The sequence below is a fragment of the Porticoccaceae bacterium LTM1 genome, assembly GCA_030252795.1.
In the GTDB taxonomy this organism is placed as follows: Bacteria; Pseudomonadota; Gammaproteobacteria; order Pseudomonadales; family Porticoccaceae; genus SCSIO-12696.
In genome coordinates this window covers 1,359,429-1,372,791 of record CP127080.1, presented here as the reverse complement: position 1 = coordinate 1,372,791, position 13,363 = coordinate 1,359,429, and the positions used below count along the sequence as shown (strand labels likewise).

Sequence of the window (13,363 nt, the reverse complement as noted above, 5' to 3'; positions counted from 1 at the left end):
AAAGGTCGCTATGATGGCCAATCTGAAGTGGTGATGACAAGTCTGTTTCTGTGACTCGGTCTGTGCTAATGGCAGAGAGAAGCTTGGGAGCAATCAGGCGCGTATGCCGACCTGCAAAGTCCCATCCTCAAAGAACTGCGCCACTTCTTTACGCTTGCGACCAACCAGCAGAGGTCCGTCATCAAAAAACAGGAAGCACTTCCAGTTGCGGCGAAAAACGCCCCAAGTGGTTTCAATCACATGGTCGTGCTTGTAACAGAAATAGACGGTGACATTAGGCTCCCACTTAATATGCCCAGAGAGCAGCTCTGGCAGTTCCGGGCTATCGGAATCCCAAGCCCCCTGCCATTGCTCCTTTGCCTTCCAGGTCTTCTCCTGCCCTGCCCAATCGCCCGAGCCAAAGTGGCTCGGATAGAGACATACCGGACTAATCTGGCCACGCCAGACTTCTGCAGAGCGACTGGCGGTTAACGGCTTGATCTGCGCCAGATCGTCCGGCGTCACAGCCATATCCTGGCGGCGAAACACCCAGGCGTATTTGTATTGATCCAGCGGCAGGTAATTCATCGTCAACTCGTTTCAGATTGAGAGGCGGCACTATATCAAAATCGGCCCCAGGCTTCTAAAATAACGGGCTAATTCAAAGGTTTTCCAGACATGCAACAAATTCAGTGGTACCCAGGCCATATGCACAAGGCCAGCAAAGAGATGAAACAGCTTCTGCCAGAGGTAGACATGATCATCGAAGTGCTGGATGCGCGCATTCCTTTCAGCAGCGAAAATCCGATGATTCGCAGTATTCGCGGTGACAAACCCTGCATCAAGGTGCTCAGCAAGTCGGATCTCGCCGACCCGGAGCGCACCCTTCAGTGGCAACACTACCTTGAACAGGAGCAAGGGGTTAAAACCCTCGCAATCACTACAGAAGAGCCATCCAAAGCCCTGCAGATTATCGACCTGTGCCGGAAAATGCTGCCGGAGAAAGATCAGGGCGTGAAAAGCATCAACGCCATGATCATGGGCATCCCCAATGTTGGCAAGTCCACCCTGATCAATACACTGGCCGGTCGTATCATCGCCAAAACCGGCAACGAGCCGGCGGTTACCAAAGGGCAGCAACGCATCAACCTTCGCAACGGAATCGTTCTGCATGATACCCCAGGCGTGCTGTGGGCCAATCTGGAGAACCGCAACACCGGATATCGCCTGGCTACCACCGGCGCCATCAAAGACACCGCTATTGAGCACGATGATATAGCGTTCTTCGCCGCCGAGTTTTTGCTGGAGAACTACCCGAAAATGGTCAGCGAGCGATATGGTATTGCCGAGCTCCCCGACGCTCACAGCCCAAGTCCCGCTCTGGAGCTGCTGGAATTAATCGGCGCCCGCCGAGGCTGCCTGGGTGCCGGTGGCCGTGTTGACCTGGATAAGGTTTCCAAAATCCTGCTGACCGAACTCCGTGCCGGGACCATTGGGCGACTGACGCTGGAAACGCCAACCGAGATGGAAAGAGAAATGGCTGAACTGGAAGTAATTCGCGCGGAAAAAGCAGAGAAAAAAGCCGCCCGCAAACAGCGTCGTCAAGGAAGCCGAAACAGGAACAAGCCCTCGTGAAAAAATTACTGATCATTCTCTTAGTGCTGGCTACAGCATTTACCGCATACCAATTCTTAAAGCCTGACGTTTCAGACGTGGCTGCTACTGGCCTACCCTGGCAAATTGATGTTCGGGATGACGGAACCAGCGATGTATTTGGAATCAATCTGGGAGCCACCACCTTTAAAGAAGCCGCCACACAATTTGGTATTGATTATGAAATCGCTGTAATGATCGACCAGCAGGACAATGCCAACCTGGAGATGTATTACAGCCACTTCAAGTCAGGCCCACTGGCCGGAAAACTGGTGATTTCCGCCAAAGCCGAGCCGAGTATGGTTACTTACCTGGCAGAGAATGCAGTGGAGTCCGAATACCTCGGCACCGGCTCCAGAAAATTCACACTCGGTCAGGACATGATGAACATAGGCGAGACCCTGCTGGTCAGCGACCTGACATTTTTGCCAACTGCCAGCCTTGATGCCGAAGTTATTGAAAAACTATTTGGCAAACCCGACCAAATCATTGACCGCGGCGAAAGCCACCACTACCTCTACGAAGCCAAAGGTGTGGATGTGATTTTAAATGACGAGGGGAAAGAAACCCTACAATATGTAGCTCCGCGGGATTTCCATCGCTTGCTGGTGCCACTGGAGCTGGAAGCGCCCCAGACCAGTTCAGAATAAAGCCACTGGATTGCTTCGCTACACTCGCAATGACAGCTCTGGTGAATTACCCGTCATTGCGAGCAAAGCGAAGCAATCCAGCGTCTTACAACCCATCCAACTTTTTAACAACCCCCACCAACTCCGCCAACTTCTGATTCGACAACTGTCGATAATCAAAATACGGCGAGACAATCAGCTTCCGGCTTTTATCAACGGCAAAGTCTTGTTTCAATTCTGACAACTGCTCAAACCCCAGTGCTAGCGCATGGCTCTTGCCGCTGACGATATGGATCGTATCCGGTTGGCTAAAACCGGGCTGACTGAAGAGTAATGCGTGATCAGCTCCAGACTGTAAAAGGCGATTATCCCGAAAAGCCTGCCAAGTTGAGTGACCTTCAGCATTCAACTCAAACATCAACTTGGCAAACAGATTAAAAATTTTCCGCCAGTGGTTTCCGGTTTGTTCGACAATATGGGCAACTTCACCGGGTAATACCGGGCGCAGTTGATCCAGTGCCTGATATTCGGGTAGCGGCGGTCGATTACCGATATAAATCCGGTATTTAGCTGACGGGGTTCCGAGGCCTATTTCCATTGCGATTAAAAATATATTTATTAATATCCAGCTAAACTGGTATACGAATCAACACGTAGCAAGTCCAGTAGAAATCGTACTTTTTGTTGCGGCTAGGTCATATTTTAGCGGCGTGCTATGCATTATTTCTTGGTGAAGTAAAAAGTTACTATCATTGTTGTTAATGAGGCCACCAGTGGAAATATTTGATCAAACTTTGAATCATCGCCTAAGTTGACGAAGCTATAGAAATAGAAAACCAGTAGAACCAACATCACAATAAGAAATGGCAACCTACTATTGAGCCTGGATGTCTTTGGTTCAACCTTTCCTACACCAGCGCAAACCCCGCATGCAACAACTTTAGATCCCTTCTTGGCTTTAGCTTCTTTGATGCAGGTTCCGCACGATACACCGTCCTCGAGCTGGCAAGTTCCAGTCTCATTGCAGTGCTTGCATTCTAAAAGTGTAAATTCCATTTCACCTCTCCATAGTAACTGGGTGCATAGCGTTCAAGGCAATTGCGCCGTAGGCGTCAGTTGCCCTTTCTTGTTAGGTTGTGAACCACTCTTCAAAAGAAGACATATATTCACGGTAAAAAACAAGTGCCTCTCTTGCCGCTTCCATTGGCGAAATTGGCCCTGAAACACAATTCCCCCAAGGGGGCCTATATGTTATTCCTCGATCGACAACATCAAGCAATTCAAACTTAATATCCATTTGAGCCATCGGTCTACCAGCAGGATTCACTGGCACAAACACATCTGGCCGCCCCATGCTCCTCTGCATAATTCCAATCGGGATGGCCGAGTAGTTATTGAGATAATCAGTAACCTCTTGAACACTATGCTCATCACTATTGCGCGCATGGAGAATATAGCTTAACAATTGGTCACTTTTTTTTCGTTCCTTGAAAGGCTTCTGAAACTGACTAAATTCACCCTGATTTATCGCAACACCCGCCCTCTCAATCTTCTTCCAGACTTTCTCGATTGAAACTAAGAACCCTCTCCACTCAATATCCACATCTTCAAATGAATTACACTTCGCCATTGCATCATGGTATCGCTCTGCCGCTCTTAACTCTCTTTTGGCCACCGCCAGTGCTGAATTCGTCTTACTCATACTACTCTTGATAACCACATAATTACGGAGAAAACTTAACGCCGCAAACAGGGACGCCGATTACGGCGTCCCTACCTGCTTTGTCTTATTAAATTGTGACACTACTAAATAACTTTGAATTAGACTTGAAGCGAAACATGCTGTAAAAACCCACAGGAAAGCCTGAAACCAGTATCTGTAAAACCCAGGGTAATTAAACGGACTGTCAGAAGTCTTAGCTTGCTCAAACCCCTCTTTTATTTCTTCAACAGAAATTCCCATTTTCTCGGATAAATCAGATAGCTCTTCTTCTGCGAGCTCTAAGCTCGCTAGATTTTCAGATGCCTCTACTGTTGACGTTGAAACAGACGCAAAGGTGATCACAGCAGATATGAACACCGAAACCACTAAACTAGAAAGTATTATTTTTATCATATCTATATTTATTCTCGAAATTTAACGCTTCAATTAGGGGCGCCGCTTTGCGGCGTCCCAGCAGCCGCAGGCTGCGAACTAGATTGACTTGTTAAATTGCTTTTACTTTCCGCTGGCACCGCATTTATTGTAGGAGTGAGATTATTTAATGCTTTAATTGCAGCATAGGCCGAAGCCACAGCTGCAAGTGAAGCGATAATGCTAACCACAAGCGCAGCGATAGTTAACCGAAACTGCCATTTCGATTGATTTTGCTCGTCTATATATTCTTGGCGAGTCCTCCAAGGATCTTGGATTGGCGGATTTACCAAATAGACTTTTTTCACATCTTGCTCTTCGTTCATGTTTGCAATTTAACAGCCTGTTTAAGAGGCCTTCGGCCTCATAACAATTATTATCGGGCTTCCCATTTAATATATTATCTGACCACCCGCTCCACTAAAAACTCATTGTTTTTATTACATGTTTATCAAAATGAAATATTCTTAATTCTGATAAACGGGAAATTAATTCGGGAATTTCCCTTGAAAGAAGGAGGGAAAATTATACTGCTTAGAGTTACAGCACAATTTGGAGAGGATATCCAAATGACCCAGCTACCATTCCTTCGATCAATCTATGAGCACTTGCTCACCAGGCACTTCAGTTGTTGAACAATAAAGGGATATCTTTGCTGGATCAAGACATAGGTGGGTTAAAGAGGCAGATTGACACCCAATGCTTGGATACGAGATTGTCGCTTTCGGAGATCAACGTGCGGTGCACTTTTATCATCGCTGCGCTCAGGATGATAATCAATATGGATTGTACGCTACGCTCACCCTACGGGTGCCCAATGCACTCCGTGCTTTTGTCCCGCCTTCGCGGGGATGACGGAGAATGGATGGCACCCAATTGAGCCCTTACCCAACCGGAACAGGTTTGCCCGATTTGTGGGTATATGAGGGCGGGCCTGTTCCGGTTGGGTAAGGGCGGATTTAGGGCACTTAAAGGTTTTCGAGTAAACAAAACCTAAAAGCGGAGATTGTCGCCTTCGGCGCCCAACGCGCGTTGCGCTTTTGTCTTCGCTGCGCTCAGGATGACAGTGACTTGTCCTGATATAGATTGACACTATTTCAGGACGGGACACCAGAAATAAAAAAGACCGGGAAATCCCGGCCTTTTTCATAAGCTCAATAAACGAAAAAATTACTTCTTCTTACGCTTATCCTCAATTTCCCACTTGCCATTGTTATACCAGGCACGCCAGCCGGTCGGTTTACCATCAACCTCCGACTGCACATACTGCTCCTTGGTTTTACGGCTGTAACGCACATAGGTCGGCACACCATCCGGATCGGCAACCGGTGCACTCCAGAGGAAGTTGTATTTGGAGTCAATCTGGTCCTTGAACGGCAACATCTCGGCAATCTGCGGTGAGCGGGTTTCCCGGTGTTTCGGGAACTGGCTGGCCGCCAGGAACAGACCACTGGCACCGTCACGCAGCACATAATGATCTTCCACCTTTTCGCACTTCAGGTCCGGCATTGGTACCGGGTCCATTTTCGGCGGCGCAGGCTGGCCGCTTTTCAGCAGCTTGCGAGTGTTTTTACAGGTTTCGTTAGTACAGCCAAAGAACTTGCCGAAGCGGCCGGTTTTCAGCTGCATCTCGCTGCCGCACTTATCGCATTCCAGCGTCGGGCCTTCATAGCCCTTGATTTTGAAAGTGCCCTGCTCCACGTAAAAACCATCACAATCCGGGTTGTTACCGCAAATGTGCAGTTTGCGCTTATCGTCGATCAAATAGTTTTCCATCGACGTGTTGCACTTGTGGCAACGACGCTTCTCCAACAGCAACTTGGATTCTGCTTCATCGTCTTCGTCGATATTTACCGCTTCATCACCGGGCTGTAAATTCAGGGTTCCCTTACAGCGCTCCTTGGGCGGCAAGTTGTAGCCGGAACAACCCAGGAACACACCAGTAGAACCGGTGCGAATCATCATTGGACGGCCACAGGTCGGGCATGGAATATCGGTTTCCGACGGCGCATTTGGACGCATGCCATTTTCAGCGGCTTGCGCTTTTTCCAGTTTGGCCGAGAAGTCTTTATAAAAACGATTCAGAACATCCTGCCAATCCAGCTCACCATCGGCGACCTCATCGAGATACTCCTCCATCGCCGCCGTAAAGCCGTAATCCATTAAATCACTGAAGGATTCATTGAGTCGGTCAGTAACGATATCGCCAATTTTTTCCGCGTAAAAACGACGGTTCTCCACACGCACATAACCGCGATCCTGAATCGTGGAAATAATTGAAGCGTATGTAGAAGGACGGCCAATGCCGCGTTTTTCCAGCTCTTTAACCAACGAAGCTTCGCTGTAACGCGCTGGCGGTTTGGTGAAGTGCTGGTTTGGAATCAGCACATTCAGTTTCATTTCATCGCCAACCTGCAGCTCCGGCAGTTCAACGTCATCGTCTTTCTTGCGCAAGGCCGGCAGCACTTTCAGGAAACCGTCAAAGCGAATTACCCGCCCTTTCACACGCAACTCAAAGTCACCCGCCTCAACCGTTACTGTCGTACTGGTAAATTGCGCTGGGGTCATCTGACAGGCGACAAACTGCTGCCATATCAACTGATAGAGTTTGCGAGCATCCGCTTCCATCTCCGACAGGTCGCCGGGCATGATATCGATATTGGAAGGACGAATCGCTTCGTGCGCTTCCTGGGCGCCGGATTTACTGCTGTAGATATTCGGATTTTCCGGCAGATATTTATCGCCAAAACGAATACCGATAAATTCGCGACAGGCTTCAACCGCCTCTTTACTCAAGTTGGTTGAGTCGGTACGCATGTAGGTGATGTAACCAGCCTCATAGAGACGCTGGGCCATCATCATGGTTTTCTTAACACCAAAGCCCAGACGAGTACTGGCTGCCTGTTGCAGCGTCGAAGTAATAAACGGGGCATTTGGCTTGGAACTGGTTGGCTTGTCTTCACGTTGGCTGACGCGATAATCAGCGGCGCGCAGTGCCTCAAGGGCAACATCTGTTGTCGCTTTGTTTGTTGGACGGAACGCCTTGCCAGCCTGTTTGGCCACTTCAAAACGGACCTTGTCTTCCACCGGGCTGTCCAGGTCAGCCTGCACTGTCCAATACTCTTCCGGGATAAACGCACGGATTTCCCGCTCACGCTCTACCAGCATTTTTACTGCTACTGACTGAACACGACCGGCAGACAATCCCCGGGCAACCTTTTCCCACAGCAGCGGGGAAACCATATACCCCACCACCCGGTCCAGGAAGCGACGCGCCTGTTGGGCATTAACCCGGTTCAGGTCCAGATCACCTGGCTTCTCAAATGCACCTTTGATAGCGGTTTTGGTGATTTCGTTGAACACTACACGCTTGTAGCGATCCAGATCGCCACCAATGGACTCCTGCAAGTGCCATGCAATGGCCTCTCCCTCGCGGTCCAAGTCCGTTGCGAGATAGATATGGTCTGCGTCTTTGGCAAGTTTCTTTAACTCGGCAACTACTTTTTCCTTGCCGGGCAGAATCTGGTAGTTCGCTTTCCAGCCGTGCTCGGGGTCAATCCCCATTCGGGTGATGAGCTGCTCTTTGGCTTTGCGTTTTTTATGGGCCACCTTTTCATCCGGCGACATTTTGCGGGTCAATGCAGCAGCCTGAGCTCTGGCTTTGGCATCCACCGGCTTGCCAGTACCACCGCCAGTGGGCAGGTCCCTTATGTGACCCACGCTGGATTTCACCACGAAATCCTTACCCAGATACTTATTGATCGTTTTCGCCTTGGCTGGCGACTCCACAATTACCAGTGATTTGCCCATAGAATTTCTTGCCATTTTTTTCGGAGGATCCGATCAAAATTATGCTTTGACCGGTTACTGCTTCTTTATATGTATAGTGCTAAAAACGCGAATATAAACGGAGTGACCGACAACAGGTCAAGGAAAAATTGAAAAAAGTGTTGATTTAGCCCAATTCCTGATGCTTAAAAAACAACCACCTTATTGGCTTAACATTAACTTTCGAACAGCCTTTAAGCCTTCTACTATAGCGTCTACTTGCTGCTCCTCGCCCTCTTCTGTCCAATGGACTACAACCCCGGCGCGATCCGCCAGAAGCGCTGTAACACCGGGTGGGAGCTGCTCGAGTAGTGCGCCCAACTCTCTTTCTACCGGCACCGAAGACGGCCCCTTAAACCAACGCCAGTCGCCCCATTGAGTTTCCATGCCACGCTGATTATTCTGCACCAATGTCCAGGGACGGAACTCTTTTGGCTCAACCGGCCCCCAAGGCAGGCGGTAACTGACTGAATCCAGAGAACGTTCGTCGTCCCTGGCATCCGCTCGTCGGGCCAGCTGAACCTTGACGCCCTGCGCCGCCGCAGCCCGCCGTAATTGCTCTATTCGCTTTTGACGGGGTGAGGAACGAAGGCTCACAAGAGGTGACAAAACTAATGCGATAGCAACTAAAATCCAAAAAAACTTCATAAATTGATTACACTTTGTTCAAATGGCCAAAAAAATCACGGGGTAGTGACTATGGCACAGTATAAACATGTATTGGTTGGACTTGATCTATCTAATGAATCCCAACAGGTGGTGGATCGAGTTAAAGCGTTATTCTCCGACAGCGAGTCAGATTGTAGCCAGGCTCGTATCAGCCTGATCCATGTTCAGGAGCCACTCTCCTTCGCCTACGGCGGCGATATTCCTATGGATCTCTCTGAAATTCAAACCCAACTTGAAGACCAGGCCAAAGGCCAGCTGGCCAAACTCGGCGAACAACTGGGTGTAGTGGTGGCCGATCAACATGTCATCGTCGGTCAACCGTCTCACGAGATGCACCGCTTTGCCCGCGAGAACAAAGTCGATCTTATTGTGGTTGGCAGTCATGGCCGTCACGGTCTTGCCCTGGTGTTTGGCTCCACCGCCAACGGAGTTTTGCACGGTGCTACCTGTGATGTGCTGGCCGTGCGAATTAAGGAGGAAAACTGAAGATTGACCAGCGGGCCTATGTAATGGGCGTACAACTCGATAGAGTACTACACTGAAGTTGAGTTTACCGGGTGATGCGGTGTCGCACCACCCGATGTTAATTGTATAGATGACCCGCCATTTACTTAAATGGATTAAGAAAAAAGTGAAGTTGTACGCCTTATTTGCTGTCGTCCTGACCGGGACTCTCTCGCTACACACTCACCCTGCTGTAGCAGACCAATCTATTGCCACGCAAACTGTCGCCTCTGACAGACTTACTCGACACGACCAGGCTGACCAGCAGCTACAAGATCAGCGGGAGCTGTACCAGAAGGCGCTTAAAGCATTAAAAAAAGGACCAGGCCCGGAGTTCCAGCGGCTTAAAAAGCAGCTGAAAGATTATCCTCTCTACCCTTATCTGGAATATGCCGATATCGCCGTGCGAATTCGCAGACTCCCCAAAAAAGAGGTTGAACAGTTTTTAGCCGATAACGACGGTACCCGGGTTGCCGACCGGCTTCGTGTTCGATGGCTCGATGAAATGAAGCGCCGTCACCGCGGCAGTGATTTTATTCACTATTACCACTCGTCATTGGCCGACACCGAGTACCAATGCTACTACCACTACGCAAGATATCGCACTGGTGACGAGCAACAGCAACAAGCCGCACTGGACGATGCCATGAAGCTCTGGATGGTTGGTGAGTCACAGCCAAAAGAGTGCGACAAGCTGTTTGAGCTGCTTCAGGATAACAATCGCATAGATACCGCTGCTGCCTGGAAACGCTTCAGTCTCGCTCTCAGTAACCGGGAATATTCCCTGGCCAAGTACCTGCAGCGCTTCATTACAGAGCAGCCCTACAAACAGCAAGCCAACAATGCCGTTGCTGCCACCAATAACTTTGGCAAAATTGGTAAATACCAGGAGTTCAACGACAAGAGTCCTGAAACACTGGCAATTCTTGAGCACTTCCTTTTGAGGCTCGCTTATCAGGATGGCCGCACAGCGATGAAGTACTGGGGACATTACCATCAGACTCATCCTTTTTCGGTTAAGAGCCAGAATCGAATTACTACTGGATTGGTGAAGGCACTGTATCGCCAGAATGACCTGAAAGCTGCTGATGAATACCTGCTTAGCAGCCTTGATCTGGTCGACCCGGATCTGATCGAGTGGCGCATTCGCCAATCCCTGCAAACCAATAACTGGCAAACTGCACTTACCTGGATTGAACACCTGCCCAGTGAATACCGGCAGGAGAACCGTTGGCGTTACTGGCATGCCCGCCTTTCCGAGCATCTGAACGGCACTGATCCGGCAATTATCTACGCAGAGTTGGCGCAGCAACGCAGCTATTACGGGTTTCTGGCCAGCGAGCACCTGGGTGGCCATTACGCCATGGAACACAAGCCCATCGCCCCAGGCGAAGAAGATATCCAGGCGATTGCCGCAATGCCAGGCATTCAAATGGCCCGTGAACTGCACTACCACGGTGAGACCCTTAACGCTCGCCGGGAATGGTTTGACGCAACCCGCAATTTCAGTGAGAAGCAATGGATCGCTGCCGCCGTACTCACCCATCGCTGGGAGTGGATCAATCAGTCGATTATGAGCATGGTCCAGGCCAGTTACTGGAACGATATCCAGATTCGCTTTCCGCTCACGTATCTCGAAGAGATGCAAAAGCACACACAGCCTCTGAAGATGGATACCCACCTGCTGTTGGCCCTGGCTCGCCAGGAGAGCGCTTTGGCTGAAGATGCTGTTTCACCGGCCGGAGCACGCGGCTTGATGCAGCTGATGCCGGCAACTGCCAAACAAACAGCCCGTCGCCACAACATCACGTATTCTGGTGTCAGCGATCTTTTGTTGGCTGAAAAGAATATTGAGTTGGGCGCCCGGTACTACAAAGAACTGCTGGACACCTTTGACAACAACCGTATTCTCGCCACCGCTGCTTATAATGCCGGCCCACATCGAGTACAACAGTGGCTCAAGGAGAGTGGCAAGCAGCTCAGCTATGACACCTGGATAGAAACCATCCCCTTCAGGGAAACGCGCAATTACGTACAGAATGTGCTGGCATTTTCGGCCATTTACGCCCATCTGCTTGGAAATAACACTCGCATCCTGAGCAACCAGGAAAAGCAGATGCTGCTGTAATCTGTCTTGGGGGCGGCGACAGGTTATACTCGCCGCCCAACAAGCAAACAGAATATTTAATCAGCTATGTCCCAATCCCCCGCCCAAAATCACCCGCCACTGATCGATATCGGTGTCAATCTAACCAGTGAGCAGTTTGCCAAAGATTCGGAACAGGCTCTGGAGCGGGCGCTTGAGCATGGTATCCAACATTGTGTACTGACCGGCACCGATCTTGGTGGCAGCGAAGCGGTTGCCAAACTTTGTGAGGAGTACGCTGAACAGTTCCCCGGCCTGCTATCCTGCACCGCTGGCGTCCACCCTCACCACGCCAGTGAGTTTGACCCAAACACCATCAAAGCGCTGAAGGATTTAGCCAGCCTCCCGCAGGTAAAAGCCATCGGCGAAACCGGCCTGGACTTTAATCGCAATTTTTCTACCCCTGCAGAGCAGCAGCGAGCCTTTGAAGCTCAACTGGAGTTGGCCATCGAACTTCAGATGCCGGTGTTTATGCACGAACGCGACGCTCACCAGCGTCAATTCGAAATTCTGAATGCTTATCGTGATCAGCTAGTTGATGGTGTCATTCACTGCTTCACTGGTGATAAAAAAGCACTGTTTAACTATCTGGACCTGGATTTACACATTGGCATTACCGGCTGGGTGTGCGACGAACGCCGCGGCCTGGAGCTGCAAAATATTGTTGGAAACATTCCTCTCGATCGCTTGATGATCGAAACCGATGCCCCCTACTTACTGCCGCGAAATATGACGCCGAAGCCGAAGAATCGCCGTAATGAGCCGGCATATTTGCCATGGCTGTTGCCGGTGTTGAGTGAGCATATGGGAGTGAGTCAGGAGGAAATTGCCTGCGCTACCAGTGAGACGGCGCGGCGATTTTTTAGGCTTTTGTCGCCCTGAGCGAAGTGAAGGGTAACAGAGGAACCCAAGCTGGCTTACTCAACAACCTGAACCGTTTCCCCCTGAAACTCCACCACCTGACCGGGGCGAATTTTACAGCGCTTGCGCAACTCTACCGCGCCATCAACCGTCACCTGCCCCTCACCAATCAACAACTTGGCGGTACCACCGCTGTGGACCATTCCGGTCAATTTCAGCAGGTTGTGCAGTTCAACAAATTCACGGCCTTCCAGTTCGAACGTTTGCATACTGTTTTATTCCTCAATCAAAACGCGAAGTGAGCGAAGGATTTCAAGCACCACACCCGCCTCTTTGTCGCGATCTTCTATATCGCAGTTGTAGGTTATCGCCAGAGCAAATTCACCGGCTGATACAAACCAGTAGCGCCAGCATTCAGCATCGTCTTCAAGTTCAAAGCTAAAGCCACGAAAATCGCCGATACGCAATTCGCTGATTTCTATTTCAGGAGTCAGCAACTCATCGGCCAACATCTGTAAATCTTCCGGCTGCACCTCACCCTCTTTTTCAAAGGTTGTGATTTGCAGCGCACCAACACCATCGGTGTGATAAAAAGTCGCACATTCATCGCTGTGCTCACCCTGCCATTTATTAGGCAGTTTTACTCGCCAGACGCTATCAATAAATTCTTCCATAACTTTTCATACTTTTATTGAATTGAACCGCTATCTAGTTAGTTTCCAACCAGGTTACCAACTGCTCACTATCAAAAGGCCAGAAAAGCTCATCACCTGCTTCTTGGGCCAGCACAGGAATACTCAGGCGATAGCGACGCAGCAGCTCTACGTCAGTAGTGATATCCACTTCTTGCAATTGATGCCCGGTAGCAGCAATTACCGGCCAGATCACCTGCTTGGCCTTTTCACACAAAGTGCAATGGGGGCCGCTGTAGAGAATTAAATTCATAACTCAGGTAATACC

General features: G+C 49.9%; 16 protein-coding genes. 5 read left to right on the top strand and 11 right to left on the bottom strand.

What is annotated here, in order from left to right; translation table 11 throughout:
• Nucleotides 1-93: 93 nt before the first annotated feature.
• A complete protein-coding gene (locus QP938_05935; GenBank protein ID WIO75442.1) occupies nucleotides 94-567 on the bottom strand; it encodes a DUF2947 domain-containing protein in 474 nt (157 codons plus the stop codon).
• A 90-nt stretch (nucleotides 568-657) separates the two neighbouring features.
• On the opposite strand from QP938_05935, the gene ylqF reads away from it, so the two are divergent.
• Both ylqF and QP938_05925 read left to right on the top strand, forming a co-directional pair.
• A complete protein-coding gene (gene ylqF / locus QP938_05930; protein ID WIO75441.1) occupies nucleotides 658-1,614 on the top strand; it encodes a ribosome biogenesis GTPase YlqF in 957 nt (318 codons plus the stop codon).
• A complete protein-coding gene (locus QP938_05925) occupies nucleotides 1,611-2,282 on the top strand; it encodes a hypothetical protein (GenBank protein ID WIO75440.1) in 672 nt (223 codons plus the stop codon). The genes ylqF and QP938_05925 overlap by 4 nt, the downstream gene beginning before the upstream one ends.
• 85 nt (nucleotides 2,283-2,367) lie before the next feature.
• Here QP938_05925 and QP938_05920 read toward each other — a convergent pair whose 3' ends face one another.
• From QP938_05920 to QP938_05890, 7 genes are all read right to left on the bottom strand, one after another.
• Nucleotides 2,368-2,859, bottom strand: coding sequence for a hypothetical protein (locus QP938_05920; protein ID WIO75439.1), 492 nt, complete (start codon nucleotides 2,857-2,859; stop codon nucleotides 2,368-2,370).
• Between the two features lie 122 nt (nucleotides 2,860-2,981).
• Nucleotides 2,982-3,317, bottom strand: a complete 336-nt coding sequence (locus QP938_05915) for a hypothetical protein (GenBank protein WIO75438.1) — start codon at nucleotides 3,315-3,317, stop codon at nucleotides 2,982-2,984.
• A 73-nt stretch (nucleotides 3,318-3,390) separates the two neighbouring features.
• Nucleotides 3,391-3,963 carry a hypothetical protein gene (locus tag QP938_05910; protein ID WIO75437.1) on the bottom strand — a complete coding sequence of 191 codons (573 nt, stop codon included), beginning with the start codon at nucleotides 3,961-3,963 and terminating at the stop codon, nucleotides 3,391-3,393.
• Nucleotides 3,964-4,023: 60 nt separating this feature from the next.
• On the bottom strand, nucleotides 4,024-4,377 hold the full coding sequence (locus tag QP938_05905; GenBank protein WIO75436.1) for a hypothetical protein: 354 nt from the start codon (nucleotides 4,375-4,377) through the stop codon (nucleotides 4,024-4,026).
• 29 nt (nucleotides 4,378-4,406) lie between these two features.
• Complete coding sequence (locus QP938_05900) at nucleotides 4,407-4,721, bottom strand: hypothetical protein (protein WIO75435.1); 315 nt, start codon at nucleotides 4,719-4,721, stop codon at nucleotides 4,407-4,409.
• A gap of 844 nt (nucleotides 4,722-5,565) precedes the next feature.
• Entirely contained in the window at nucleotides 5,566-8,205 is a 2,640-nt protein-coding gene (topA, locus tag QP938_05895; GenBank protein WIO75626.1) for a type I DNA topoisomerase, read from the bottom strand.
• Nucleotides 8,206-8,385: 180 nt separating this feature from the next.
• Nucleotides 8,386-8,820: a hypothetical protein gene (locus tag QP938_05890; GenBank protein WIO75434.1), complete on the bottom strand. Its 435-nt coding sequence runs from the start codon at nucleotides 8,818-8,820 to the stop codon at nucleotides 8,386-8,388.
• A 102-nt stretch (nucleotides 8,821-8,922) separates the two neighbouring features.
• On the opposite strand from QP938_05890, the gene QP938_05885 reads away from it, so the two are divergent.
• The 3 genes from QP938_05885 to QP938_05875 all read left to right on the top strand — a co-directional run bounded on the left by QP938_05885 (nucleotide 8,923) and on the right by QP938_05875 (nucleotide 12,424).
• Nucleotides 8,923-9,378 carry a universal stress protein gene (locus QP938_05885; GenBank protein WIO75433.1) on the top strand — a complete coding sequence of 152 codons (456 nt, stop codon included), beginning with the start codon at nucleotides 8,923-8,925 and terminating at the stop codon, nucleotides 9,376-9,378.
• Between the two features lie 145 nt (nucleotides 9,379-9,523).
• On the top strand, nucleotides 9,524-11,524 hold the full coding sequence (locus tag QP938_05880; GenBank protein ID WIO75432.1) for a transglycosylase SLT domain-containing protein: 2,001 nt from the start codon (nucleotides 9,524-9,526) through the stop codon (nucleotides 11,522-11,524).
• Nucleotides 11,525-11,590: 66 nt separating this feature from the next.
• Nucleotides 11,591-12,424 (top strand): TatD family hydrolase, encoded by an 834-nt coding sequence (locus QP938_05875; protein WIO75431.1) that lies wholly within the window; start codon nucleotides 11,591-11,593, stop codon nucleotides 12,422-12,424.
• A gap of 35 nt (nucleotides 12,425-12,459) precedes the next feature.
• Here QP938_05875 and QP938_05870 read toward each other — a convergent pair whose 3' ends face one another.
• The 3 genes from QP938_05870 to QP938_05860 are packed head-to-tail and all read right to left on the bottom strand — an operon-like array spanning nucleotide 12,460 to nucleotide 13,348.
• Entirely contained in the window at nucleotides 12,460-12,672 is a 213-nt protein-coding gene (locus tag QP938_05870) for an RNA-binding S4 domain-containing protein (GenBank protein ID WIO75430.1), read from the bottom strand.
• A gap of 6 nt (nucleotides 12,673-12,678) precedes the next feature.
• Nucleotides 12,679-13,077: a hypothetical protein gene (locus QP938_05865; GenBank protein WIO75429.1), complete on the bottom strand. Its 399-nt coding sequence runs from the start codon at nucleotides 13,075-13,077 to the stop codon at nucleotides 12,679-12,681.
• A 34-nt stretch (nucleotides 13,078-13,111) separates the two neighbouring features.
• Nucleotides 13,112-13,348, bottom strand: a complete 237-nt coding sequence (locus tag QP938_05860; GenBank protein WIO75428.1) for a glutaredoxin family protein — start codon at nucleotides 13,346-13,348, stop codon at nucleotides 13,112-13,114.
• Nucleotides 13,349-13,363: the final 15 nt, after the last annotated feature.